This window comes from Aeromonas sp. R4-2 (assembly GCF_040908295.1).
Taxonomy (GTDB): Bacteria; Pseudomonadota; Gammaproteobacteria; order Enterobacterales; family Aeromonadaceae; genus Aeromonas; species Aeromonas veronii.
Genome location: NZ_JBFODL010000014.1, coordinates 227275 through 252517 on the forward strand (window position 1 = coordinate 227275; position 25243 = coordinate 252517).

The 25243-nt window shown below is 59.7% G+C and carries 27 protein-coding genes, 1 tRNA gene and 1 other annotated feature; of the genes, 17 read left to right on the forward strand and 11 right to left on the reverse strand.

Annotated features, from left to right (window positions below; genetic code table 11):
- Positions 1 to 78 precede the first annotated feature (78 nt).
- The 6 genes from AB5Y99_RS11545 to AB5Y99_RS11570 all read left to right on the forward strand — a co-directional run bounded on the left by AB5Y99_RS11545 (position 79) and on the right by AB5Y99_RS11570 (position 3944).
- Positions 79 to 468, forward strand: a complete 390-nt coding sequence (locus AB5Y99_RS11545; RefSeq protein WP_005343572.1) for a type IV pilin protein — start codon at positions 79 to 81, stop codon at positions 466 to 468.
- Position 469: 1 nt separating this feature from the next.
- Entirely contained in the window at positions 470 to 889 is a 420-nt protein-coding gene (locus AB5Y99_RS11550; RefSeq protein ID WP_005338751.1) for a GspH/FimT family pseudopilin, read from the forward strand.
- Positions 886 to 1278, forward strand: a complete 393-nt coding sequence (locus AB5Y99_RS11555) for a prepilin-type N-terminal cleavage/methylation domain-containing protein (protein WP_120414906.1) — start codon at positions 886 to 888, stop codon at positions 1276 to 1278. Before AB5Y99_RS11550 ends, AB5Y99_RS11555 begins: the two co-directional genes overlap by 4 nt.
- A complete protein-coding gene (locus AB5Y99_RS11560) occupies positions 1272 to 1832 on the forward strand; it encodes a PilW family protein (protein ID WP_368209741.1) in 561 nt (186 codons plus the stop codon). The genes AB5Y99_RS11555 and AB5Y99_RS11560 overlap by 7 nt, the downstream gene beginning before the upstream one ends.
- Positions 1829 to 3448, forward strand: coding sequence for a hypothetical protein (locus AB5Y99_RS11565; RefSeq protein ID WP_368209742.1), 1620 nt, complete (start codon positions 1829 to 1831; stop codon positions 3446 to 3448). Before AB5Y99_RS11560 ends, AB5Y99_RS11565 begins: the two co-directional genes overlap by 4 nt.
- A 94-nt stretch (positions 3449 to 3542) precedes the next feature.
- Complete coding sequence (locus AB5Y99_RS11570) at positions 3543 to 3944, forward strand: glyoxalase/bleomycin resistance/dioxygenase family protein (protein WP_368209744.1); 402 nt, start codon at positions 3543 to 3545, stop codon at positions 3942 to 3944.
- Positions 3945 to 4062: 118 nt separating this feature from the next.
- On the opposite strand, the gene AB5Y99_RS11575 is transcribed toward AB5Y99_RS11570, so the two are convergent.
- The 4 genes from AB5Y99_RS11575 to AB5Y99_RS11590 form a co-directional block, all read right to left on the reverse strand.
- On the reverse strand, positions 4063 to 5541 hold the full coding sequence (locus AB5Y99_RS11575) for a carboxypeptidase M32 (protein WP_368209746.1): 1479 nt from the start codon (positions 5539 to 5541) through the stop codon (positions 4063 to 4065).
- A 138-nt stretch (positions 5542 to 5679) separates the two neighbouring features.
- Positions 5680 to 6261 (reverse strand): DNA endonuclease SmrA, encoded by a 582-nt coding sequence (gene smrA, locus AB5Y99_RS11580; protein ID WP_206875027.1) that lies wholly within the window; start codon positions 6259 to 6261, stop codon positions 5680 to 5682.
- A 187-nt stretch (positions 6262 to 6448) separates the two neighbouring features.
- Positions 6449 to 6628: a DUF3149 domain-containing protein gene (locus AB5Y99_RS11585; RefSeq protein ID WP_005338733.1), complete on the reverse strand. Its 180-nt coding sequence runs from the start codon at positions 6626 to 6628 to the stop codon at positions 6449 to 6451.
- Positions 6629 to 6764: 136 nt separating this feature from the next.
- Positions 6765 to 7652, reverse strand: coding sequence for a TraB/GumN family protein (locus tag AB5Y99_RS11590; RefSeq protein ID WP_257700079.1), 888 nt, complete (start codon positions 7650 to 7652; stop codon positions 6765 to 6767).
- An 88-nt stretch (positions 7653 to 7740) separates the two neighbouring features.
- On the opposite strand from AB5Y99_RS11590, the gene AB5Y99_RS11595 reads away from it, so the two are divergent.
- Positions 7741 to 8073 carry a DUF1904 family protein gene (locus AB5Y99_RS11595; protein WP_368209747.1) on the forward strand — a complete coding sequence of 111 codons (333 nt, stop codon included), beginning with the start codon at positions 7741 to 7743 and terminating at the stop codon, positions 8071 to 8073.
- Between the two features lie 91 nt (positions 8074 to 8164).
- Here the strand turns inward: AB5Y99_RS11595 and AB5Y99_RS11600 are convergent, their stop codons facing one another.
- From AB5Y99_RS11600 to AB5Y99_RS11625, 6 genes are all read right to left on the reverse strand, one after another.
- Entirely contained in the window at positions 8165 to 8992 is an 828-nt protein-coding gene (locus tag AB5Y99_RS11600; protein ID WP_042054211.1) for an SDR family oxidoreductase, read from the reverse strand.
- A 141-nt stretch (positions 8993 to 9133) separates the two neighbouring features.
- On the reverse strand, positions 9134 to 10582 hold the full coding sequence (locus AB5Y99_RS11605; RefSeq protein ID WP_005338723.1) for an OprD family outer membrane porin: 1449 nt from the start codon (positions 10580 to 10582) through the stop codon (positions 9134 to 9136).
- Between the two features lie 502 nt (positions 10583 to 11084).
- Positions 11085 to 13022 (reverse strand): methyl-accepting chemotaxis protein, encoded by a 1938-nt coding sequence (locus AB5Y99_RS11610; protein ID WP_368209748.1) that lies wholly within the window; start codon positions 13020 to 13022, stop codon positions 11085 to 11087.
- 105 nt (positions 13023 to 13127) lie between these two features.
- The gene (locus tag AB5Y99_RS11615; RefSeq protein ID WP_368209749.1) at positions 13128 to 14012 is read right to left on the reverse strand and encodes a DMT family transporter; all 885 of its coding nucleotides are present in this window, start codon (positions 14010 to 14012) and stop codon (positions 13128 to 13130) included.
- Positions 14013 to 14202: 190 nt separating this feature from the next.
- Positions 14203 to 14279 (reverse strand) — tRNA-Arg (locus AB5Y99_RS11620).
- 50 nt (positions 14280 to 14329) lie between these two features.
- The gene (locus AB5Y99_RS11625; RefSeq protein ID WP_368209751.1) at positions 14330 to 15484 is read right to left on the reverse strand and encodes a flagellar assembly protein FlgT; all 1155 of its coding nucleotides are present in this window, start codon (positions 15482 to 15484) and stop codon (positions 14330 to 14332) included.
- Between the two features lie 206 nt (positions 15485 to 15690).
- Between AB5Y99_RS11625 and AB5Y99_RS11630 the strand changes: the two genes are divergently transcribed.
- A complete protein-coding gene (locus AB5Y99_RS11630) occupies positions 15691 to 16311 on the forward strand; it encodes a FlgO family outer membrane protein (protein WP_005338718.1) in 621 nt (206 codons plus the stop codon).
- Between the two features lie 10 nt (positions 16312 to 16321).
- Positions 16322 to 16747 (forward strand): LPP20 family lipoprotein, encoded by a 426-nt coding sequence (locus AB5Y99_RS11635; RefSeq protein WP_005349622.1) that lies wholly within the window; start codon positions 16322 to 16324, stop codon positions 16745 to 16747.
- Between the two features lie 77 nt (positions 16748 to 16824).
- Here the strand turns inward: AB5Y99_RS11635 and pheA are convergent, their stop codons facing one another.
- Positions 16825 to 17997 (reverse strand): prephenate dehydratase, encoded by a 1173-nt coding sequence (pheA, locus tag AB5Y99_RS11640; RefSeq protein ID WP_005343631.1) that lies wholly within the window; start codon positions 17995 to 17997, stop codon positions 16825 to 16827.
- A gap of 38 nt (positions 17998 to 18035) precedes the next feature.
- Positions 18036 to 18157, reverse strand: a sequence feature (Phe leader region).
- A 170-nt stretch (positions 18158 to 18327) separates the two neighbouring features.
- Between pheA and AB5Y99_RS11645 the strand changes: the two genes are divergently transcribed.
- The 8 genes from AB5Y99_RS11645 to phrB all read left to right on the forward strand — a co-directional run bounded on the left by AB5Y99_RS11645 (position 18328) and on the right by phrB (position 25242).
- Entirely contained in the window at positions 18328 to 18939 is a 612-nt protein-coding gene (locus AB5Y99_RS11645) for an HAD family phosphatase (protein WP_342400569.1), read from the forward strand.
- A gap of 18 nt (positions 18940 to 18957) precedes the next feature.
- Positions 18958 to 19236 carry a DUF6482 family protein gene (locus AB5Y99_RS11650; protein ID WP_005338699.1) on the forward strand — a complete coding sequence of 93 codons (279 nt, stop codon included), beginning with the start codon at positions 18958 to 18960 and terminating at the stop codon, positions 19234 to 19236.
- A gap of 79 nt (positions 19237 to 19315) precedes the next feature.
- On the forward strand, positions 19316 to 20152 hold the full coding sequence (locus tag AB5Y99_RS11655; RefSeq protein WP_368209754.1) for a hypothetical protein: 837 nt from the start codon (positions 19316 to 19318) through the stop codon (positions 20150 to 20152).
- 106 nt (positions 20153 to 20258) lie between these two features.
- Positions 20259 to 20831, forward strand: coding sequence for a DUF3157 family protein (locus tag AB5Y99_RS11660; RefSeq protein WP_244775377.1), 573 nt, complete (start codon positions 20259 to 20261; stop codon positions 20829 to 20831).
- 189 nt (positions 20832 to 21020) lie between these two features.
- Positions 21021 to 21662, forward strand: coding sequence for an outer membrane beta-barrel protein (locus AB5Y99_RS11665; protein ID WP_139433737.1), 642 nt, complete (start codon positions 21021 to 21023; stop codon positions 21660 to 21662).
- Positions 21663 to 21842: 180 nt separating this feature from the next.
- Positions 21843 to 22790, forward strand: coding sequence for a DUF523 and DUF1722 domain-containing protein (locus tag AB5Y99_RS11670; RefSeq protein WP_323890771.1), 948 nt, complete (start codon positions 21843 to 21845; stop codon positions 22788 to 22790).
- 146 nt (positions 22791 to 22936) lie between these two features.
- Entirely contained in the window at positions 22937 to 23824 is an 888-nt protein-coding gene (locus AB5Y99_RS11675) for a MerR family transcriptional regulator (RefSeq protein WP_323890773.1), read from the forward strand.
- The gene (gene phrB, locus AB5Y99_RS11680) at positions 23821 to 25242 is read left to right on the forward strand and encodes a deoxyribodipyrimidine photo-lyase (protein ID WP_323890775.1); all 1422 of its coding nucleotides are present in this window, start codon (positions 23821 to 23823) and stop codon (positions 25240 to 25242) included. Before AB5Y99_RS11675 ends, phrB begins: the two co-directional genes overlap by 4 nt.
- The last annotated feature ends 1 nt before the right edge of the window (position 25243 follow it).

Genomic DNA, 25243 nt, shown 5'->3' on the forward strand with positions numbered 1-25243 from the left:
AATTTTTGATGATTATTAAGTCATCGCATTTGCGGCCCAGGGCCGACCAATAACAACAACACTTGCCAAGGATGATAAGTGAACGACTGTAAGGCATGGCCCCATTGCCGAGGGTTTAGTCTGATCGAGTTGTTGATCGCCATGACGGTTGTCAGCATTCTCGCGGCCATCGCGTTGCCAGCGTATCAGGGTTATCTGCAACAGGGACGTCGTTACGAAGCGCAGCAGCAATTGCTGGAGCAGGCGCTCGCCCTCGAACGTATCTATACCCAACAGGGCCGTTATCCAGACACGTTTGCTACCCCTTCCAACACGGATTTCTACCAGTTCAGCTACAGCCAGCAAGATGCTGGCGACTACCTGCTTAAAGCCATTCCAACGACGCGACAACAGGATGAGTGCGGCACTCTGACCCTCGATCAGACCGGTTATCGCGCGGCCAATCGCCATGACTGCTGGGGATCATAAGATGAATGTGCGTGGATTTACTCTGATTGAGTTGATGATCACGGTCGGCATCGCCGCCATCTTGCTATTGGTCGGGTTGCCCTCCATGAGTCAGCGCCTCGCGGCCGAACGGCTCGATCGCAGCGCGACCGAACTCGCGTCTGCCTACCGTTTTGCCCGCAGTGAAGCGGTCAAGTTGACCCTGCCGGTGGTACTGCAGGGCACCGAGAACGGTGGCTGGGAGGTGATGGCTGACAGCAAGTTGCTGCGTCAGGCAGCAGCACCTGCTGGCGGAGTGGTGATCAAGCCGTTTGACCCCATCCAGATCGCGCCAACCGGCAGCAGCAGCCACGCCGAGATCATTCTGGCCAATCGCCTCGGTGAGCAGCGGGTGCTCTGCGTGGCTCCGAGCGGCCAGCTGCTGCAAGGGAGCTGCTCATGAGACACGCCGCACTTGCCCGCCAGCAGGGCTTCAATCTGGTGGAGATCATGGTTTCCATGGTGTTGGCGGTGATGGTGTTTCTCGGTCTCGCCAAGGGGCAGGTGGTCTCGTTGCAGCAGGCGCATTACAGCTTGCAGAGCACGCTGGCCACGATCGAGGCGAGCAACAGCGTGGAGCAGATCTGGAGCTCGCTGTGTGAAGTGCAGCGCAAGCCCGAGCGGTTCACCCAGGCCGATTTTCTTGCCCGCTTCACCCTGCACGAGGGCCACCGGCTGGTGCTGCCGAACCGTTATAGCGACAACTTTGTGGTCGCTATCGAGTGGCAGGATGAGCGGGTCTCCGGCGCCAAGCGGGTGGAGCTGAACGCAGGATTTCCGCCTTTATGCTGAGCCTCCCCTCACGGCAACGAGGCATCAGTCTCGTCGAGCTGATGATCTCCATGGTGCTCGGTCTGATGCTGATGCTGGCGATTTTTGCCGGTTACGCCCCGATCAAGAGCACGGTCGAACAGAGCAAGGCGCTGGAGCAGGCGAACGAAGTGCTGCGCTTTGCCACTCTCACCTTTACCAACAGCATCAAGCAGGCGGATCAGCTGATAGCGGTCACCCCTGATCGCCTGACGCTGGCCTTCAAGGTAGAGGGGGGCAGTCAGGTGCTCTCCTGTCTTGGCAACCAGAAAACCGCCGATTTTACCGAGCAGTACCGCTTCACGCCGCCGGTACTCAGTTGCGATGACGGGGATGGCCCGCGCCTGTTGCTGGCCCATCTTCAGGATCTTGAATTCGGCCAGCAGGGGGCGCTGGTCAATATCCGCATCTTGCCCGAAGGGCTGCCCAGCTATCTGGCGCCGGGAGTCGAGGTGCAGGTGGCCCGCCGCAAGGCGGTCTGGGCGGCAGCGTTGGCCACATCCGGTGCCAACGCCACAGCAGGGGGAGCGGGATGAACAAGGGATTGCAGGGGCAGCGGGGAGCCGTACTGCTGGTGGTGCTGGTGGTGAGCCTGCTGTCGAGTCTGCTGGTGTTTACCAGCATTCAGGAGAACCAGTTGCAGACCCGCCTGAGCGGCAATTTTCACAAGAAGATCAATGCGCAGCTCAGTGCCGAGCAGGGGATGAACGAGAGTTATCGCGCCCTGCATCAGGCACTTGGCGCCGAACCGCGGATAGAGTGGGAGCGGCTGGTGCAGAAGGTGCCTGGCAAGGGGGAAGGAGCCATGGCGGGCAGCCGCTTTAGCATCGAACAGCTGGATGCCGCCACCGACAGCAAGCTGGCGTTGCAGAGCCATGGCCGTTATCTGGAGGGCAATGCCAGTCTCAATGCGCTGTTTGCCCTCAAGCGCGAGCCCGGCAATCTCATCTTTCAGGATTCGGTAGTGGCATGCGAAGGGCTAAGCCTCTCCGGTAGCGGTTTTATCGACAGCTACGATTCGCGCAAGGGCAAATATGGCGGCACCAACATTAAGCAGAATGCCAAGGTGGCGACTGTCAGTGACAAGGCCAATGTAGTGCTCGACGGCAATTCGCCAATTTGGGGCGATGTACGGGCGACCGGCTCCGTGACCCTGAACGGATCTTCCCCCATCTCCGGCAACGTGAATGCCGGGAGTGACGTCATTATCTCCCCCTCTTCTGACAAGATTGTCCGGGTCTCCGGCAATGTGAAAGGGGGCGGCAGTTTGACCCTGAAAGGGGGGCGCATCGGTGGTCAGGTTGCGGTCAACGGTAATGTCTCCATGGATTGGGGCACCAGCATCGACAGCGGCAAGCTCAATTATGGTGGCGCTGGTTTTTTTAAAGATCAGGAGAACCAGAAATATCTGGATCCCGAGTATCGCAACGATCCCAGGTTACCGCCGGTGGCCGGACAGGTGTGTGACCCGCTCAATGTGGCCGCGCTGGCCAAATCGTTCCCCCCTGCAACATTGCCTATTAATGGCCTGTTGACGCTTGGGGCCACCCAGCAGATGGTGCTGACCACGGATCCCGCCACCGGCTCGGTCACCAGCAGCAACCAGCATAAGCCCGGGCTGCCGCTACCCGGCAAGGGGGAGCTGTTTGGCAAGGAGCAGACCATTTATCAGCTCGACAGCCTCAATATGAGGGCCGATGCCAGCCTCACCATCAAGGGGGATGTGGTGCTGCTGATCGACAAGGATTTCACCATGACTGGCAGCAACAAGTTGACGGTGAGCGAGGGCAGCAGTCTGACCCTGATCGTCAGTGGCAAGGTCGATCTTGGGGCCGGTGCCGAGGTGACGGCAGTCAAGCAGGGGCTGACCGCTGGCGGTACGCCCGCTATCTCCATCTATTCCGCGTATAGCGGCAAGGATGGGGTCAAGCTGTCGGGTAATACCCCGCTCTATGCCGCCCTCTATGCCCCGCTCACCGAGATGAAGATCATCGGAAGTGGCGGTCTGTACGGGGCGGTGCGGGCAAAACACCTGACCGAGAGTGGCGCGGGCGGTGTGCACTATGACGAGGCGCTGGGCATGGCAGATCTGGGGGATGATAAGGGGCCGCCTCCGACACTGGCACTGCGGCAGTGGCACTTTGTGCAGTGAGGCTGGCGAGCCGCTAAAAAGGATCGAACGGGGCGCGCAACTGTGAGAAGGTGGAGATCTGTCCAGCCAGCCGTTCACTGTTGAGGAGTGCTCCATGCCAGGCCCCGCTCGTGCCGGTGCCCTGATCTATGCCAAGGATCCGGGCCTGCTTACCCACTTTTATCGTACCCTGCTGCAGATGGTGGTCTGCAGTCAGAATGAGCAGCTGGTGGTGCTGGAAAACAGCGATATCCAGCTGCTGATCCATGCCATTCCTGAGCCTTATGTCGGGCAAGTTGTTATCAAGCGGCCGCCGGCACTGCGGGAAGAGGGGGCCATCAAGCTGTTCTTCACCGTCTCCAGCCTCGCCTGGGCAGAAGCGAAGGCGGCGGATCTCGGCGGCGGTTTGTTGTCACAGCAGTGGACGGGGCCCGGCTTTGTGGTGCGCAACGCCTTCGACCCTGAGGGCAATATCCTGCAACTGCGCGAGTTGCTGGGCTCCCCTGATCCTCTCTGAAGCCTCTCTTTTTGCAGGATTGTGGTGGGGCGTGCTATGCCATGCACCGCCATAAAAACGGGGCCCTGTAGTGGTCAACTAAAAAGGGCCCCGCTCTGCTGTTAGCTTGCTGCGCTCATTACTTCAGGTAGCGCTGTTCCAGATGTTGGCGCAGCCAGTGCGGGTTGAGCGCTTCACCGGTGGCGCGGCGCACCAGCTCGTCGGTGCTGTGCAGGCTCCCCTGTGACCAGATGTTGCGTCCGAGCCAGCCGAAGATCTCCGGCAGGCGGCCCGCCGCGATCACCTCACCCATGCTGCCCAGCTCTTTTTCGAGGGCAAAGCGCAACTGGGCGGCATACATGGCACCCAGGGTGTAACTCGGGAAGTAGCCGAACGAGCCGTCGGTCCAGTGAATATCCTGCATGCAGCCATTGCGGTAGTTGCCCTTGGTGGAGAGCCCCAGCCACTGCTGCATCTTGGCATCCCACAGCTCGGGGATGTCGGCCACCTCGATCTTCCCTTCCACCAGATCGCGCTCCAGCTCGTAGCGCAGAATAACGTGGGCCGGATAGGTCACCTCGTCCGCATCGACCCGGATAAAGCCCGGCTCGACCCGGCTGTAGAGCTTGGCCAGATTGTCCGGCGCAAACGCCGCCTGCTCGCCGAAGTGGTGACGAATACGTGGTGCCAGCAGCGCGAGGAAGGCCGGATGATGGCCCAGTTGCATTTCACAAAACAGGCTCTGGCTCTCGTGGATTGCCATGGAGCGGGCCTCGGCCACCGGCTGACCCAGCAGATGGCGCGGCAGCCCCTGCTCGTAACGGGCGTGACCGGTCTCGTGCACTATGCCCATCAGGCTGGAGACAAACTCCTGCTCGTTATAGCGGGTAGTGATCCGCACGTCGGTCGGCACCCCGCCACAGAAGGGGTGACTGCTCACATCGAGGCGGCCGTGGGCGAAATCAAAGCCGAGCAGCCCCATTACCTCCTGGCCGAGTGCCTGTTGGGTGGGGATGGGGAAGGGGCCTTGCGGCAGCAGCAGGGCATCGCCCTTCTGCTGTTCACTCACGGTCTGGATAAGAGCCGGCAGCCAGCTGGCCAGATCGCCGAAGATCTGATCCAGGCGCGCGCTGGTCATGCCGGGCTCATAGAGGGCCAGCATGGCGTCGTAGGGGCGCACGCCAAGCGCATCGGCCCGCAGTTGTGCCACTTCACGGGAGAGTTTCACCACCTCCTCGAGATTGGGAGCAAAGCTGGCCCAGTCGTTGTTCTTGCGCTGGCTGCGCCAGGCGTGCTCGCACTTGCTACCGGCGAGCGACAGCGCTTCGACCAGCTCACCGGGCAGCAGGCTGGCATCTTGCCACTGGCGCTTGATCTCGCCGAGGTTGGCCCGTTGCACTTCATCGAGCGGCTCACTCTCGGCCTTGGCAATCCAGTCGCCCAGCTCGGGAGCGGTGCGCTTCTGGTGGATCAGCAGACCGAGTTCGGCCATCGCTTCGGCGCGAGCATCGTTGCCCCCTTCCGGCATCATGGCCGCCTGATCCCAGCCGCAGATGGCGGCGAGGTGGCTAAAGCGGTGGATCTGCTGCTGATGTTGTTCAAGCTTTTGATATGACATGGGATTGTCCTTGTTATCGTCCCTGATGGTATGCCGCCCCGTACCTGGCATGCTCGGGGCCGTTCGATGCTAACACCGCCGCTGTATAGTTGACCACCATCATGCAGGTGGGCCAAAGGCGTAGTGGCGAGAGGCGGGTTAGCCGAGCCGCTTCTGGTGCCGCTCGCGGTTTTCCGCTTTTTTGCGTTCGCTTTTGCGCAGCAGCACATAGAGGGCACCGCTGCCGCCGTGGCGACGCTCGGCACTGTGGAGCGCCATGACGGCGGGCAGTTGCGGCAACCAGGCGCTGACATAGCTTTTCAGCAGGGCGCGCGGGGTGCTGCGCTCCCCCTTGCCGTGCAGGATCAGCAGGCAGCGGATATCCCGGACTTCACAATCCGCAATGAATTGCACCAGCGTCTGGCGCGCTTCGTTGAGGGTTTTCTGGTGCAAGTCCAGGCTGGCCTGCAGCTCGTATTTGCCGAGCCGCAGCTTCTTGTAGACCCCCTCCTGCACCCCATCGCGCTTGAAACCGACGATTTCGTGCGGATCGCGCATCTCGATGGCCTCCATGGTGAGGTGGTCGAGGGCGAGTTGCTCGGCGGTGGCAGCCTGACGGCGAGCGAGCTGCGCCTCGGTCGGGGCGGATTTGGCCGCATGGGGATGGATGTTGTCGCTGCGAATGGGCCGCACGTCGGCCACTTCATTCATAAATAGCGAGAGTTCGTCGTTATGAGACACGGCAGGCTCCCCATAAGAAAAAGTGGGGGTCATTATAACGGTCGCAACCGGCACAGAAAACGGGGAAAGGGGGAGGGGATAAGGGGCACCCGGCATGGACACTGGTGCATCCTGGCCCGGGAATCACAGTCGCGAACCATAAAACAGCACAGGCGGTCAGTGTGAACTGCCGCCTGTGGTCAGAGGATTACTTGCCCTCTTTGGGCTGTTGAGAATGGGGTTGCTGTGAATGAGGCGGTTGCGAGTGCATCACCTTGTAGATGAAGTAGGCCGCGTAAGAGCTGATCAGCAAGAAGGTGCCGATAATCACCAGCATCGACATCAATCCCACGCTGTTGCCAAACATCAGGTCCAGCCAAAAGTCCATTTTATTGCTCCTGTCACCCGGTTGATGACAGGCATGATAAATACCTCTTTGCCCCGTCCGGGATGATCCCGATCAACTCCCTTGCAGGTTGTTTAATAACCAGCGCGATCTGTGATCGTTCTCACTGGACTCCTTGCTACCGAGCCTGCACAGGGCCCGGTGTGGTGAGCGGGGTAATGCGCCACCCCTGCTGCTCCAGCAACGCCAGCAACCCCTGCTCGCCGTAAAGGTGCAGGGCGCCTACCACGATAAAGCTCTCGTTGGGCAGGGTGGACCATTTCTTCAGCCAGTTGTGGTTGCGCTCGGCCAGCAGGGTCTGCTCCATCCAGCTTTGTAGCGCGGGGGGAGCCATCTCCTCCTTGAGCAGATTGATGAGCGTCGCCTCATCTCCCTGCTGCCACGCCTTCATCACGGCGGCGAAACCACTCTCCAGCATCGGTAGCTCATCCAGGGTGCTGGCGAGCATCAGGGTCTGGTTGTCACCCACGCTGGCCAGATAACCGAGCTGCTCCAGCAGGGTTTCAAAACCCACTACCGGTTTGCCCTCTTTGGCGGCCCGAGTGGCAAAGTGCTGGTCTATCCCGAGTTCACTCTTTAAGTCGGAGCGGGCCATGGCGGCCTGGGTCAGGGTAATGGCGGCAAACCAGGGGCGCAGGGTGGTGAGGGTCGCCTCGTCGATGCCATAGCGGGCGCCCGCCATCAGGGTGCGTTGATAGAGCTCGGCAGGTAGATGATCCTTGAGCGGTTTGCCATCCACCAGTCGGGTGAGGGAGCCGGTCTGTTGCCACTGATCCGGCGTGATGCTGTTCATGTCCACCTCCATCACCAGTGAGCGGCTCTGCAGCCAGGCACGCTCCACTGGCTCGGGCAGAGGATAGAGGGCTGGTTTACCTGCATGGATGGAGCCCAGCAGCCAGTGTTGCTGGTTGCCCTTGCTCACCCGATAGAAGGCGGGATCGGCAAAGACGTGCAGCGGTAGCAGCAGGCAGAGCAGGAAGGCAAAGAGGGTGCGATGAAATCTCATGGGGATCCTTAATGTGCGCCGAGTGACTTCTCTTGCTGACAATAACCCCTATGATAAGTCCTCATTTCAGATAACCAAGAGGTTTGCCATGCCCCATCTTCGTTTTCGCGCCGTGACGCTCGATACCCTGCAACAGGTGAGCTGCCCGCTGCTGGCCGAGCTTTGCGAGCTGACCGGCGGCAAGCCGGAGTTTGTCACCATGGAGCGGGTGGAGAGCTGTTGGATCCGCAACGGTGAGCCAGAGGCGGGTTTTCCGTTTGTCGAGTTGCACTGGTTCGAGCGGCCACAAGAGATGCAGGACGCCGCCGCGCGCCTTATCACGCGCCATTTGAAACGAGTGCTGGGGGAGCAGACCTATGTGGTGGTGCAGGTGATCCCTCTGGTCAAGAGCGCCTACTACAGCAATGGCGAGCACTATTGAAGAGAGGGGCAAACCAGGTTGGCGGGACGGGTGATGCCGTTACGCAGCTAACCCAACCTAGGCACCTTGATGCTCACCGCAAATCACGGGATCAGGCCGATTTGGCCAGCAGTTTATCGAGCCAGCGAGTGGGCAATACCCGTCGCAAGAAGGCAAACAGCCGGGTCGGCGTGGTCACCGGATAGCGCGCCTTGGGATGGGCGTGGGTCAGCGCATGGAGCAGCGGCGGGATGCAGGCTTCGCTTGGGAGGGTAAAGCCGCTGGTGGCCCCCTCTTTTTCCAGCCGCGTCAGGGTCTGGCGGTAGGCCGATTGATGACGGCTCTGGGCCGGGTCGATGTGGCGCAAGAAGGCGCTGCGGGCATTGGCACGAAAACGGGTATCGATGGGGCCCGGTTCAATCAGGCTGATATGTACCCCGCTACCCGCCAGTTCGAGGCGCAGAGTGTCGCTATAACCTTCAAGCGCAAATTTGCTGGCGTTATAGGCGCCGCGATACTTCATGGCAACCAGTCCCAGCACCGAGCTGTTCTGCACTATCCGCCCCTCTTTGGCCTCCAGCATCGGCGGCAGCACCTGTCGGATCAGATGGTGCCAGCCAAACAGGTTGGTATTGAATTGTTCCCTGAGCGCCTCGGTGGGCAGATCTTCCAGCGCCCCGGGTTGGCCATAAGCGCCATTGTTGAACAGGCCATAGAGGCGCCCGCCTGCCAGATGGAGCGCCGCACTGGCCCCCAGTTCGATGGACGCTGGGTCTGCCAGATCCAGCTGTACTGCCAGCAATCCCTGTTGCTGCAGACGGGCCACATCTTCCGCCTTGCGCGCCGAAGCGATCACGGTAAAACCGTGCTGCCCGAGCGCCTGTGCGGCGGCGAGGCCAATACCGCTGGAACAACCGGTGATCAAAACAAAACGGGGCATGATGGCGTCCTTGTTACTGCTGATAAAAGCGTGCGGGCTGGTGAGCGGATAAAATCCTTATCCGGCTCGCATGTTAGCCTGCCAACCGGTAAAAAGAAAACCGGGCCAAGTGGCCCGGTTTGCTGACATCGTATTGCCTGATTACATGAAGGTAAGCGGCATGATGATGTGGAACTTGACGTCGTGCTCGGAGGCGAAGATGTTGGGGTAATCGGTCCAACCGCCGCCCTGGCTGATGTCGTTGTTGTAGTCGGTGTAGTGCAGTTTGAACAGGGTGCCTTTCAGCTTGCCATCCTGCACGGTATAGGTGACATCGAAGTTGGCTGCCCATTCGGTATCTTCACCGTTGGCTGCTTTCTTGCCTTGACCGGTTTCGATATCCCAACCGTAAGCACCGGATACACCGACGGACCAGCCAGGCGCACCAACCAGGTCATCCAGAGAACGGGTCACGCCGAAGAACAGCGCTTTCTCGTTGTTGGCGTTCCAGTCAGAGCGGGAGTCCCACCAAATTTCGTTGGCACCCTGGGAGTTGGCGTAGCCACGGGTCAGACGGGGCAGGTAGTTGCCTTCCGCACCTTCAGCCTTGGTCCACAGACCTTCCAGACGGAAGCCGTACGGGCCCATGCCCCAGGCGGCTGTCAGAGCTTGTTGCCATGCCAGACCGTCATAAGTCTCGATCTGGGAAGCGCCCTTGGTGTAGGTCTCGGTCTCGGAACCGTAGAACTGGTAGCTGGTGGAGAGGCCGCCCAGTACGTCAAACTTGTGAGCCAGTTTGAAGTGGTAGCTATCCATGTAGCCTTCGGACTGGCCGAAAGAACCGGTCACTGCAGTGCCATTTTCGAAGGTGTAACGGGCTGCGATACCGTGGATGTAGTCGATGACGTTTTCATCAGCGAACGGATCCATCCACGCTTTGGCACGGGAGAATACCTGAGTCTCTTTGTACCAGGGGGCCTTGTACTCGTCAGCGATGGCGTAGGTCAGGTAGAGGCCACCGAAGTTACCTTCAACTTGACCACCACGATAGGTACCCGGCTGATAAGACCAGTTAACACCGATTTGGCCAGGGACATACAGCTGGGTATAACCACCCTTGGCAGTGATGCCGCCGTCCAGGAATTTCAGCTTCATCGCTGCGTTGGAGAGGCTGAAACCACCTTCAGGGGAGCCATCTTTGGCGTTGTTGCCCCAAGAACGGCCAGCGAAGGAGAATTCGTTTTCCTGGTTGACCGGGTGATTTTCGGTAACGGCCAGGTCATAGGCACCGAAGCCGCCCAGGTCCAGACCTACGGTGTCCCAGGCATAACCGGAGTTGAAGTTAAGAGCGGCTTGAACGGTGGAATGGCTCAGGTTGGACTGGTATTTGCCTTCTTTCTTGGCTGCAGTCGGGTCACCATCGATGCGCTGACGATCACGCTGGAAGTAGAACAGACCGCCGGTCAGTTTGGAGTCTTTAACGAAGGTTTCATAGGACTGGCCGTATTCCGGGCTCATCATGTCCTGAGCTGCCAACGCCATACCGGGGGCGACCAGAGCGGCTACCACAGCGGCACTCAAAGCGGCGCGCTTGAAGATCACTTTTTCCATTTTTATTGCTCCTGATTTTATGGACTTAGCTTTTTTTTCCGGCAGTTGGCATCGGGCCTACCGCTCGGTATTGGCATTGCAATCAAAACCCCGAAGGGCAAAAAATCTTGTCTTGGCTACCTGCAAACCCGGATGTCTTGGCACATCTGTAGTTGGCAGTCCTGATCATCACATGTTGTTTTTTTATGTTCCGATTCTTGGCTATCGGACAACCCCAAGAGTACGTTCGCGGTGCGAAATATCAATGAAAAGTTCCCTCAACGTTTCAAAAGTATGACCGAGTGCAAATAATCATGGGCAAGGTCGTAAACAGCCTCATGGCAGGTATCACGGTGATGAGAGCGTTTTCTTGAGGCTGCGACCAGCGCCAGTGCGGGTTTTCATCCGGTACGGCGGAAGAGGTGTCGGTTAACCTGCCGATAACAGATAATTTTGTGCTACAAAAAAACTTTCCCTCTGGTTGAGGGAAAGTGATCTGGTGGGGAGGCGGGGCGAATAGGGTTCAGCCTTGCTGGCCGAGGATGCGGGGGATCTGCTGCGCCTGATGGTGGATATGGGAGGAGACCTGCACCGAGAGCTGACTCACCTGACGGGCATGCTGATGGATACGGGTGATCAGATCGGCAAAACTGGCCAGCTTGTGTTCCTGACTTTTGGCGTTGTCGGCGCCCTGCAGGGCGATCACTGCGGTGTTGCGGGCGATCTCCCGCACTGCTTGGGTGGTCTGGCGCAGTTGTTCCGCCTGCGCCCGCTGGCGGTTTGATTCGTTGGTGATCCGGTTCAGTACAGTGCCAAGTTGTTCGCCGGATTGGGTCAGGCGCCCCAGAATATCGGTGATCTGGTTGAGGGATTGCTGGGTATTGGCCGAGAGGTGGCGCACCTCATCGGCGACCACCGCAAAGCCTCGTCCCTGTTCCCCTGCGCGGGCCGCTTCGATGGCGGCGTTGAGGGCCAGCAAGTTGGTCTGCTGAGCGATATGACCGATCACATCGACAATGGCCGTCACATCGGCAACCGAGTGGGTGAGGGCTTGCAGCGCCTCATCGCTTTCGCCAATCGCCAGTCCGGTCTGATGAGTGGCGTGTAGCATGCTGCCCACCAGATCTTCGCTCTGGCTCATCGCCTGTTCGTTATGGTGGGCATGCTGGGCGATGTCGGCGGCGACCTGATGGACCTCTCCGGCCAGCTGGTTAAGCTCATCCATCATCTGACCGCTCTCGTCGACCACCTGTTCGGTGGTGCGGGTGCTGTGGTGGATCTCGTCAACCTGGCTGACCATCCCTTGCAGACTGAGGGATACCGCAGACAGCTGCCCCTCTTTTTGTTGTTGGTCCAGTTGCAGGCGACCGATCAGCCGGTTGTAGCTGGCAACAATATCGGCCAGCTCGTTGCGATCGCGCCCGGTAGGCAACGGCTCGGCCTGCCCCGTCTGATCGAGCTGCAGAAAGGCTCCGCGCAGTCGCAACAAGGGGGTGAGCAGCCAGCGTCGTTGCACCAGCGCAAACAGCAGGGCGACTATCACCAGACAGAGCGCTAGCGTGCCGAGGATGGTGGCCAGCTCCTGATTGACGGCTTGCCGTTCGCGGGCAAGTTGTTCCCCCATCTGTCTGGTCGCTTGCAACATGGCCATGATGTCTTGCTGCACGGTCTGGCGGCCAGCCTGTTGCTGTTGCAGCGCCGTGCGGCTGTTGGCCAGCTCCTGCGGATAGCGGCCCAGCAGCGAGCGTAATTCGCTGCGCGGTTGATCCCCCAGCTCCTTGCGTACCGGCTCCCCCAGCGTGAACTCATCTGCGGGCGCCTCTTCATACAGGCCGAGCAGCGGCAAGGCTTGCAGCGCTTGCGCCTGTTTTTGTAGTGCTTCCAGCTCGAAGCGGATCCCTTCGAGCAGCTTTTCATTGCCCTGCTCCATATAGCTTTGGCGCAAATGGGCGAGGCGCGGCAGGCCCGCCAGGATCTCGGCTGCGCCGCTGCGATATTGCTCTGCTGCGGCAGATTGTTCCGTGCTGGCGCCTTGCTCCCCATAGCGGATCAGCGCCATGGCCTGGCTGCCCAGCTCACTCTCGGCATTTTGTAGCAGCAACTGGCTGTTGCCCGAGAGCTTGCCTGCTGCCTGATAGTCGTGCGCGATGCGCTGCGCCATCTGTTCGAGTTGCTGCCTGAGCGGGGCCGCCACGGCATCATCCTGAGCGGCCAGCGAGGAGAGCGCTTGCTGGCGGATCTTCTCCGCAGCGGTCAGTTGCTGTGGATCGCCGCTGTTGAGGTAGTCACGCAGGCTGTTTTGCAGGGTCACCGTCACCAGTTGCTGCAGCGTCTCGTGCTGATGCTGGGCCTGATTGGTATGGGCAAGCTGTTGCCAGCCGTGGTAGAGGGCCAGCGCCTGTCCTCCCGCGACCAGTAACAAAACAAGGGAGGAGAGGGTGGCGTAATGGGCGATTTTCACGGGGTAATTCCTGTCAGCACAGACCATGGGGGAGCGTGGCCAGAGCCTAAACAGGGATGATGGCGTTTTTATGACAGCATGGTCAGGTGGTCCTATCTTGCCGGCTTAACTGGTTGGGGATACCTGAGCGCTGTTGCGTTGGCCAAGCATACCGAGCAGGGCGCCTCCCATGATAAGTGCACCGGCCAGCAGATGGCGCGAAGTCAGCGTTTCTCCATTGAGCAACACCAGCAGCAAGGTACTCAGCAGCGGTGTCAGGTAGGCAAGGGCACCGATCCGGCGTGGATCGCCGTCTCGCAGTGCCAGATACCAGGTCACAAAGGCCGCCCCCATCGGGCCCAGCGCCAGCCCGATGATCAGCCACCAGTCACTGGTGGGGATCTGTGCGAGCGGCAGGGGCCCCTCCAGCAGACGGGCAAGCAGTAGCGCCAGCAAACCTGCGGGCAGGCAGGCTGCCGCAGTGACCACGGCAGGGGCTGGCGGCAGACGGCGTGATAGCACCGAATAGGCCCCCCAGACGACAGCTGCACCGAGCGCCAACAGGTATCCCGGCAGATAGGTCTGTTGCAGTTGCAGCTCGCCATTGACCATCACCAGCATGGAACCCGCCAGACCAAAGGCGCCAGCCAGCAGGTGACGGGCATGGAGTGGATGGCCGGGCAACAACAGCGGGGTGAACAGAATGATGCAGAGCGGCCAGAGGTAGTTGATGAGGTTGGCCTCCAGCACCGGGGCATGGCGAAAGCTCATAAAGAGCAGCAGATGGTAGAGCAGCAATGCCGTAACCGTCACCAGCCAGGTAATAGGGCGAGCACGCCACTGGCGCCAGAACGGCAAGGCCCCGACCCCGCAGAAAAACAGCACCAGCCCGACCAGCACCAGTGGTGACACGCTGGTGACCCGTGACGTCAGTGCCGCCAGCGAGGCCCACAACACAATGGTCAGCAAGGCAAAACCGGTGGATCTATCCCACCAGGAACATCCGGACATCCAACACTCCTTTGCAAGATGAAGCTGGGCTTGGCCCTCAAAGATAAGCCAAAGAGAAGCAGTCTATCAGAGAGCGTGCATGCTCTGAACGCAGAAAGGATAGGGTCATTACGGTTGGATGGTCGGATTCATTGTCGCCAAAAATGACCAAGGGGTTAGCATCATGAAGATGCTAACCCCTTGTTTTGTATGGCGCTCCCGACTGGAGTCGAACCAGTGGCCTGTCCCTTAGGAGGGGACCGCTCTATCCTGCTGAGCTACGGGAGCTGTGTGGCGGGCATTATACAAGAAGCAACTCCCTTTTAAACCTTTGATTCTTATTCCAATACTGCCAAATCCCCATTCTGGATGTTAAACGGTGAATATTTGTTCTGGCTGCTGATGATGGCGCCATCGTCGAATATCTGCACCACTTCGAACAGGCCGTCGGCCGGGTTGCGCATCATGCGCGACTTGCCGTAGGGATCGATGAAGTCGGCGTTGTGCTGGATGCGGAACTGGTCGCCGAGCTTGACGCCGTTGCGCCGTCCCAGATTGATGTAGGGGCCGCGCTCGTTCTGACCGACCACCCGGGCGGTGACCGGGGCGCAGGTGAGCTGGGCCACCAGATCCTGAGCGGCCTGTTGCAACTGGTAGCTGACCTCCTGGCCGTAGCTTGACTGCCAGAACTGGCCGCTGCTGCTGCCCACCTGCTCCCGCTTGCCAAAGGTCCAGGTGGCGCGCCCTTCGTAGACCTTGCGGTTGACCAGGCTGCCGTTGATGCCGTCGAACAGGTAGAGCTGCATGCGAAAGTTGCGCACCGGATCCTCATACCAGCTGGTCAGCTGGTTGCCCTGCGGCTCGATGGAGAGATCGTCGATGCTGCCGAGCACCAGATACTGGCTGTCGGTGCGCAGGCTGAGTGCCTTTATCTCTTCGAGGGCGCTGCGATCCCCCTGTTGCAGATGGAGCGGGTCGATGCGCAGGTTTTCATCCAGCCACTGGCGCACCGCGACCCCTTGCGGCGCATTGGCGAGAGTTTCGAACAGCCGGCGCGAGAGGTTTTCCGGCATGTCGTCCATGGCGCCGTAGCTGGCCTGATCGGGGTAGCGCATCCGCAGCCTCACCAGTGTCAAATCCTTGGCGAAGTGCTGGGTCTGGCAGATCTGGCGCTCGGCCTGAATGTCGGCCACTAGCGTGATATACATGCGGCCGTTGCGCACCTCTTCCCGCTTGAGCCGATACTGGCGAATGTCGCCGCCGGAGCGGATCTGGATCTGCTCGGAGCGCAGGCTGCCATTTTCCAGACGCTGGACGCTGGAAACGGCCGCGCCGCTGGCCAGCAGCGCCTGACGCAGGGCGTCGCGGGTCGCCTGCTCGCGGGCATAGACCTCATCGCCCCCCAGAATGGCGGCGCTGCCCTGCGCTTCGATAAGCTCGGCTCGGGCGCTCAGGCTGGCCAGCAGCAGGGTCAACAGCAGCGGTAATTTCATAGCAGATACCTTGAGTTGGCGGGCCGCCGAGCCATTTTGAAGAAATGGCGCCTGCTGGCCGACATGGATCACAACACGTTCCAAGTGGCAGCGCACGTTGGCGCTGACGATGTCCATTAAAAAGCAAGAATCATGCCTCATTCCCGGCTCAAGCTTTGTCCGGCGCGTCCGATAATAAGTCAGGTGCAGATACAGGAAAGGTATCCATGAACAAACTCATCACGGCGTTGGCGCTTGCCCTGGCATTGACCGGGTGTGGCTCCGACCCTATCAATCGGGATCAGGGTGACCCCCGCCAGGCGGCGCAGGGGATGGAACTCAACTGGCTGGTGGCGCGCATGACCGATCAGCTGATGGAGCGCAAATCGCTGACCACCCTGACCGAGCCTATCGCGGTGGCCTCTTTCGTTGATCTCGACACCCTGCAGGATACCAACTGGATGGGGCAGCAGATTGAGGAGAGCTTTATCTACGAGCTCAACCGTCGCGGCGAGGTGGTGGTGGACTTCAAGCTGACCGGCAGTATCAAGGTGACACCGCAGGGGGACTTCGTGTTGAGCCGAAACTACAAGGAGCTCTCTTCCCGTTTGCCGATCTCCCGCATTCTGGTCGGCACCTTCAGCCGCAACAGCAAGGGAATTCTGGTCAATGCCCGCGTTATCGACATGCGCACCAAGATGGTGGAGACCACGGCCCAGAGCCTGATCCCGCAAAAATATCTGTTCGGTGCCAACAATTCGTTTGGTCGGGCATCGATCAATCGCGGTTATCTGATGCGTGACAGTCAGGCCCGGCCGGGCGGTCATCTGGTCAATCTGACCCCGTGAGGAGCGAGTCATGAAGATCCTGTTTGGTTGCCTGTTGGCACTCCTGCTCACCGGTTGCAGCTACAACCGGGTGGTGGATTACACCCAGGGTGGCAAGCCCGATGATTTTCCGGTGCTCAAGGCCGTGGGCTATGCGGTGATCGACATCCAGCCCGGTCCCTCCCAGTCGGAGAAGATGCTGCAAGCCATTCGCGCTTCCAAGATGGATGCATATCGCGAGCTGGCCGAGCAGCTCAATGGTCAGCAGGTGCGCGGCCAGAGCAGCTATCGTGACCTGACCCAGACCTCCAACTCGCTGGATGTGTCGGTCGCCGGTGTGGTGCGTGGTGCCCGGGTGGTTGCCTCTTATCCGCGCGGTAACACCTATGCCACCGAGATGGAGCTCGATACCCGTGCCCTCTACAACATCAACCAGCTGATGGCCGGTCAGTTCTGAGTTGATGGGCTTGCCGTGAAAACCGGCATCAAAACAAAAGGCGAGCAGGGTGCTCGCCTTTTGTCGTTGTGGGCTGGTTAGCTCCCCATCAGCACCGGCGGCACTGCGGTGGGTTTCACATCCTCGCTCGGGTAGCAGCCAAGCACCTTGATATAGCGGGTGATCTTGGTCAGCTCCACCAGTGCGGCCTGCATCGCCGGGGTCTGCAGGTTGGCGGAGACATCGAGATAGAACATCTCTTCCCACGGGTTGCCCTGCACCGGACGGGACTCCAGTTTGGTCATGTTGATCTCGTGGCTGCGCAGTACCAGCAACGCCTCGACCAGCGAACCCGGCTTCTGGGAGGTGGACATGATGAGGGTGGTTTTGGCCGGGATCTGCGGTGCCACGTCGATTGGTTTGCGCGCCACCACGATGAAGCGGCTGTAGTTCTCTTTCTGGTTGGCAAGCTGCTCGGCCAGCACATCCAGACCATACAGTTCGCCACCGGCGGCGCTGCCGATGGCGGCGGCCTCCGGGCTGGCCAGTTCTTTCACCTTCATCATGGCACTGGAGGAGGAGTCGCAGATCTCGTGACGCGCCCCTTCCAGCTTGCTCAGATAGTGGGAGCACTGCTGGAACACCTGCGGGTGGGCATAGAAGGTTTTGATGCGACTCAGCTCGGTCGGTACAGCGGTGAGGATACAGTGCTCGATGGGGTAGGTGAGCTCGCCGACGATGGAGAGGCTGGTGTGTTGCATCACGTCATAGACTTCGTTGATAGAGCCAGAGCTGGTGTTTTCGATGGGCAGCACGCCGAAAGCGGCGCGACCCGACTCCACCGCATCCAGCACTTCGCGGAAGTTCTGGCAGTTTACTTCGATCACCTGATCCTTGTAGCGCGCCAGATATTTGCGGGCGGCTAGGCTTGAATAGGAACCGCGCGGCCCCAGATAGGCGACGCTGGTCATCGGCTCCTGCTGCTCCGGGTTGAGCAGGCTCTGCAGATAGGCCTGCTGGGAGAGCACAGAGTCTTCGATGATGGTGTGATAGATGCGAGTGATGTACTGGGCATCCAACCCAAGCACGCGTCCTTTCTGGATCAGGGCAACCAGCAGCTCCTGCTCCCGCTGGTGGTCACGAATGGGGCGCGGGTTGGCTTGCTTGGCACGGGCGACCTCGATGCTGAGGGTCTTGCGTTTCGCCAGCAGGGCAAGCAGCTCCTGATCCAACCGGGTGATGTCTTGTCTGATCTCGTCGAGCGTTGCCATGATTGTTCCCTATCCAAGTAATCGATTGATATTAATGCAAAAAAAAGCCTCCGCTAGGGGAGGCTCGATTCGTCTTTGCTTTCTGTTCACACGACGACAGGCCTTCCCTCAAGCGGGCCGGATAAACGAGAAAGCAAAGAAGAATGGTGCGTGCATAGGTGTGTCCTTGAAGTAACGTCATAACCATTAAGGGATTTGTCGGTCTGATGCAAGTAAAACTTGCCCGCAGGCGGGGATGGGGGCAGGGTATCCGGTTAAGAAAATGGCGTATTAGCGATGTTCTATTGACTCTGTTTTGATGACTGACACCCAGTGGGGGAGGTAAAGACGATGGCGATTATTTTCGATCTGGGACGGGTGGTGGTGAGCTGGAATCCGGTAGACATAGTGCGTTCGGTGCGTGGCCCGCAAGGGGCCGAACAGTTGGCCGAGCTGCTTTTTAACCACCCGGATTGGCTGGAGGTGGACAGAGGCACCATGTCGCTCCACACCATGGCCCGGGAAGCGCAAGCGCGCACCGGCCTCTCGACGGCACAGAATCTGGCCATTTTACAGGCAGTTCCCGCTTCCCTGCTGCCAGATCCCGCTATGCTAACCCTGATAGCCGAGCTGCACGGGGCGGGGCACACCTTGTATGCCCTCTCCAACATGGGTCATGCCAGCATCGACTGGCTGGAGCAGCATCAGGATTTCTGGCGCTTCTTTAGCGGCAAGGTGGTGTCGGCGCGGGTGCGGATGATGAAGCCGGAGCCGGATATCTATCGCTATCTGCTGGTGTCGTTCGATCTGAAACCGGCAGAGTGCATCTTCATCGATGACAGTCCCGCCAACATCGCGGCCGCCGAGGCCCTCGGTATCAGGGGGATCGTCTTTACCGACGCGGCGAGTTGTCGCCAGCAACTGGGTGAGCTGGGCTGTTTGCCCGCCGCCGGCAAGGGGTGATGCCCCTGTAGGAGCACTATGGAGCATGGCCGGTTTCGCAATTGGCTCAGTCACTATCCCGAGGCGACCCTGATCATCGCCTGCAAGGATGGCAGCGGTTATCAGCTCTGTGTTGAGGCAGAAGGAGAGTGCCTCTGCCTGACTGACAGCGAGGGAGGGCGCCTGACTTTCACCTCGCTGGATCAGGCGCAGGGTTTCTTGCGAGCCCATCGGGTTCACCAAGCAAGATTACGAATTTATGACGCCCAAAATGAAGATTTAGCAGCAGAATCACAGGAAATAATCATCAAGTTTTAATTTTAACCAGACTCTTTAAGGGTCTATTCAGTTTGTTTGCCGCACAATACTGCACCTGTTCATCATCCGGAGCTGTTTAATGGGTGCCAATGTAGTTGTACTGAATCAGGGATATGATCACTCTTTTCAAGCCAGGGAACAGCTGCTGATTGAGCGACTGGCAAGTTTTGACGAGCTGGTTGTCTCTTTTTCGGGACGGTTGGAATCCTGCTACAGCATCGAGCTGTGCCGCGCTGCCGGTGTGAAAATCCACGCAATTACCCTCGATAATCCGACCCGCAGTCGCAGCGAAGTGGCCCGTGCCCGCCGTTATTGCCAGCGTTATGGCATCGATCACTGGGTCATCAAGAGTGACGAGATCGTCTTTTGCGATCGCCTGCCAAATATTGAAGGGCTGATCGACCCGGTTCGTCGCATTGGTGAGTATGTGCAGACTCGTCCGGAATGGACTCATCTGCCGTTGCTGGTTCCGGCAGCGGTGGAGGAGCGTGCTGATTATCTTGCCCAGTTCGGGTCTCTGCCTGCCAACTCAATCTGGTTTTTTGCCGACAACGGATTGATGCGCCGCGATTATCGTTACGGCTTCAACAAGCGTCAGCTCGGTCGTTGGGGCAAGGGGAGCAACGGTTGCCTCAGCAATCGCTTCACCAATCCACGGCAGCTTGAGCAGCGTTATCTGCGAATGGTGGATCAAGCCGAGCAGATGCTGGCTGACATGGGGCTGGACGAGGCACAGGTCTTTTTCCATACCCTGTGCGACTGCTCCACCACCCTGGCCCGGGTGCGTCTGCCCGAGCATCAGCGTGCGCAGGCCTTTGATATGCAATCGGATATTTTGTCCGCCCTCAAGGGGAGCAAGTTCGATCTGGTGACCCTGGATATGGCACAGAAAGAGCGGCACGATCTCGCCATCTAGCCTGCGGGCAAGCGATGCGGGTGCCAGAACGTGAGTGCTGTCATAGGCAAGGGGCGATGGGACTGTTTATACTGTCGCCCTTTCACCCGTGACCGAGCTTCGCCCTATGAAACCCTTCTCCCGTCTGCTGATTGCCCTGTGCCTCTCCCCCGTACTGGCGCAGGCAGCCCCTCTTTCTCAGGTGACGCTGCCCGATGGCCGGCAGGTTCAGCTCAACGACGACTTCACCTGGGAGTATCTGGTGGTCAAACCGGCCGAGTCCGTACAGGGCGTGGCTGCTGATGGAAAGGGTGGGGCCGTGGTGGCCGTCGCTGCTCCGGTGCTGACCGATCAGGCCAAGGCCAATCCGGAACTGCTTGCCCAGATGGCGCGTGACGGTGTGGTGGTCAAGCTGGACAAGATCGAGGGATCTGACCCGCTGGTGCTGACCTTTATGGTGAGCAATACCGGCACCCGCAATGTGGTCGGGGTACGTGGCATGGTGACCCTGTTCAGTGCTGACGGGGTGCAGCTGAGTCGTCAGGAGGCCCGCTTCTGGGTTGCCGAGAATCGTCTGCCGGAAACCTATCTGCGCAAGGGGCAAGCCCGTCCGTCGCTGGTCCTCGAGATCCCCCGTCCTGCCGGATTGACCGGTCAGCCGCTGGTGCGGGTTGAAATTGACGAGGTGGTCTTCCGCTGATTTGGCGTTGTTCCGGCCCATGCAAACCGTGTGGGCCGGCAACTTGTTGCCGCTGACACCCCCTGCAATATCTGCTTACATCTGACATGGTTCTGCAACAGCTTGCAGCTCGGCAAGCCGGGAACCTGATCGCACAATGACTCCATACCAGCTCGCTAGCAACGGGCCCAATCACATGGAGTTATCATCATGAAAAAAGCAACTGTCTCTCTTCTGGTTCTGGCCGGGTTTGCCTCTACTTCCGTCATGGCGCAGGATGCCTTTAGCTACGCCAAGGGTTCCGCCACCTGGGCGCACACCAAATCCGACTATCTCAACGGTACCTTCAGCAATGACAGCAAAGGAACCCGTGATTTTGGCGGTCTGAGCCTGGATCTCTCCAAGAGCTTCGGCTCCAATTTCTATGGTCGCGGCAGCACTGAATACACCTCTCGCAGCAACGGCAACGACAGCATGTCGATCTCCAGCATCGGTGTCGGTGTATTTACCCCGCTGAGCACGGGTCTGAACCTCTACGGTGAAACCGGTTTGACCGGCTACATGCTGGAGCGTGAACTTGCCAGCGATATCGCTAACAAAGGGTGGGATGCTGTTGCTCGCAAAGATAGCGGCAGCATGTACGGTGAAGTGGGTCTGCGCTATGACATCGGTAATGTCGAGCTCTCCACTGCCTACCGCTACGCCAACATGACCGATGATATGCACGACTTCAAGGTGGGCGGTGCCTACAAGCTCAACCAGAACTGGGCACTGACAGCCGATTACACCTATCGCAACTGGGATCTGCAAAAAGGTTCCATCTCCAGCCTGGGTGTGAAGTACAGCTTCTAATTTTCCTTCCCGTAGTCCGTAGTGTCTTGATTTTTACCCATGGCGTTCGCCATGGGTTTTTTCTTTTTCCGGTGATCCCTTTTTTCTCCTTGTGTCGTATCAGTCGCAAATAGTTATACAACTTTCATTTTTTTGTATAACTGCTATAACTGAATCAATGCTTATACAAGGAGCGTCATCATGTACAAGATTAAAGTCGGTATCAGTGCCTGCCTGCTGGGACAAGAGGTACGTTTCGATGGGGGCCACAAGCGCTCCAGCTTCTGTGAACGGGATCTTGGCGCTCACTTTGACTATCACCCCGTCTGTCCCGAGATGGCTATCGGTCTGGGGGCGCCTCGCGCCGCCATCCGGCTGGTCAAGCGCAACGGCGAGATCCGCGCCGAGGCGAGCAACGGTAGCTTCGATGTCACCGAACAGCTGATTGCCTTCAGCGAGCAGAAGGCTCGTCAGCTCGACTTTATCTCCGGCTACATCCTCTGTGCCAAATCACCCAGCTGCGGTATGGAGCGGGTGAGAATTTATGGTGCCAACAACGAGGGGAGCGCCAAGGAGGGGATTGGCCTCTTTGCCAAGGCGTTGATGGAGGCCAACCCCTTGTTGCCGGTGGAAGAGGATGGCCGCCTGTGCGACCCCATCCTGCGGGAGAACTTTGTGCTGCGGGTCTTCGCCTACCATGACTGGCAGCAACTCTGCGCCCGCGGCATTACCGCCTCTGCGCTGATCCGCTTCCACTCCCGCTACAAGTATCTGGTGCTCTCCCACGCCACCACCCACTACAGGGCGCTCGGCAAGCTGCTCGGCAATCTGGGCAAGTCCACCAATTTGCAGGAGGTGGCCGACAACTACATCAAGGGATTGATGACGGCGCTGACCCTGCGAGCCAACCGCCGCAGCCACACCAATGTGCTGATGCACCTGCAGGGCTACTTCAAGCGGGTGCTGACCCCGGCCCAGAAGCAGGAGCTGGCCGATACCATCGACAAGTACCGCACCGGCATATTCCCCTTGCTGGTGCCGCTCACCCTGATCCGTCACTACCTGCGCGAGTACCCCAATCCCTATCTCGCCGAGCAGGTTTATCTCAATCCGCACCCCGATACGCTCAAATTGCGCTACGGGCTCTGAGAATTCTGTTTTGTGCGGTCGAGCAGGTCTATCTCGACCTTCATCCCAACACGCTAAAACTGCGTTACGGGCTCTGAATCCGTTCTGTTGCCCCGGCGCATGGTTTGCGCCGGGGAGCCTTACCCCTCTGTTTGATGGACGTTGTCATGTCTGATTTATCGCAAGAAGTTGCTCCTCTCGCTGATGAGGGGATCTACCCCATTCGCGAGGTCTCCCGTCTCACCGGCGTCAACGCCGTGACCCTGCGTGCCTGGCAGCGCCGCTATGGTCTGGTGCAACCTGCCCGCACCGAAAAGGGCCACCGCCTCTACAGCGAGCAGGATATCCGCCAAATCGGCGAAATCCTGAGCTGGCTGGAGCGGGGGGTGAGTATCGGGCAGGTGAAGGGGCTCCTGAGCGAACCCCATTCCGCGCCGGTGAGCGATCACTGGCAGCAGACCCTGGAGCAGTTCAGTCAGGCGCTGCTCGCCTTCAACCAGCGCAAGGCGGAGGCCGAGCTCAACGATCTGCTGGCAAGCTACCCGTTCGAGCTGGTGCGCAGCCGGGTACTGCAACCGCTGGTGGAGCGGCTGCTGGGGTTGTGGCGCGAGCGGCCCGATGGCGAGTTGCTGCAACAGGTGTGGCTGGGCTGGCTCCATACCCGCTTCGCCCGCCACCTGATCGAGCAGGAGAAGGGCGTGCCGATCACGCTGGCGAGCTGGGGACAGGTTGGCCCCCTCGATCTGGTCTGGGCCGCCTACGAGCTGATCGGTCTGGGTTATGAGGTGCAACTGCTGGGGGAGGTGGAGCCCCGTCATGCCAGCCTGCTGGAAGGACGTGCCGTTACCCCCTGGCTGGTGCTGCTGGGAGCTGGTCTTGGCAAACAGGAGCTGGCCGCCGGATGGCCCGTCGGTACGCGTCTGTTTGGCGAGTTGGGGCGCCTCTACGACGATGAGTGGCTTAAAGCCCACGGCTGGCAGGCGAGCCTTGCCGAGCTGATGGTGGACGCACCTGCTGCGGCTGGTGCCAGCGGACGCGGGAGGAAAAAATCATGAAGCTGGTCTGGTTGCGCAACGATCTGCGCCTTGCCGACAACCCGGCGCTACGGCATGCCTGCGCCGGTGATGAACCGGTCGCCGTGCTCTTTATCATCTCTCCCACCCAGTGGCGGCAGCACAAAATGGCCCCGATTCGTCAGCGCTTTATGTTGGCGCAGGTCGATGTGCTGGGCCGCGAGCTGGCGGCCCTCGGCATCCCGCTCCATCTGCTGCGAGTGGAGACTTTTGCCGAGACGCCCGCTGCGTTGGCAAACCTCTGCCGCGAGCTGGGGGTGACCCAGCTCTACGCCAATCAGGCTATCGAGATCGACGAGCAGCGCCGCGACCATGCCGTCAGCGCGGTGCTGGCAGAGCTGGCGGTGAGCTGTCACTGGCTCAACGGCTGTTGCGTATTGCCGCCGGGGCGGGTGCTGACCGGCTCGGGTGAGATGTTCAAGGTCTTCACTCCCTTCAGCCGAGCCTGGCTCAAGGCCCTCGATGAAGAGGGGTTTGTCATTCATCGCGCTCCTGCGCCACGGGGCGAGCCACTGCCGTGGCAGCCGCTGGCCGAACGTGCGTGGGTTGATGAGGTGCTCGGCGAGCTGACGGCGGATCCCCGCTGGCCAGTGGGGGAGGCAGAAGCTCTGCGTCGTTTGAACATTTTTTTGGAGCAGGCAGTGCTTGACTATGGGGAGACCCGGGATTTTCCTGCCATCGCGGGCACCTCTGTGCTTTCCCCCTATCTGGCGGCGGGCATCATCAGCCCCCGTCAGTGCGTGGCGGCGCTCCAGCAGCGGCTTGGCTATCGGCCCCAGTCGAATGCCCAGCCCGGCTTTGTCTGGCTCAATGAGCTGGTCTGGCGCGAGTTCTATCGCCACCTGCTGGTGCTGATCCCGACCCTCTCCATGAATCGCCCCTTCAAACCCGAGACGGCAGCCTTGCCGTGGAGCTGGGACCCGGATGCCTTCGCCGCCTGGAGCGAGGGGCGCACCGGTTATCCCATCGTCGATGCGGCGATGCGCTGCCTCAACGCCACCGGCTGGATGCACAACCGGCTGCGAATGATAGTGGCGAGTTTTCTCACCAAGGATCTCCATATCCACTGGCGGCTCGGGGAGGATTACTTCATGAGTCGGCTGATCGATGGGGATCTGGCGGCCAACAACGGCGGCTGGCAGTGGGCAGCGGGCACCGGCGCCGATGCGGCGCCCTATTTTCGGGTCTTCAACCCCACCACTCAGGGGCAACGATTTGATCCACAAGGGGAGTTTATCCGTACTTGGGTAACTGAACTTGCCGATATTCCCGCCGCTTATGTGCATCAGCCCCACGACTGGCTGCGGCTCAAGGGGCGACAGGATTATCCGGCACCCATGGTGGATCACGCCGTTGCCCGGGTGAGAGCCATCGAGATGTTTCGCTCTCTGGAGAAATAGG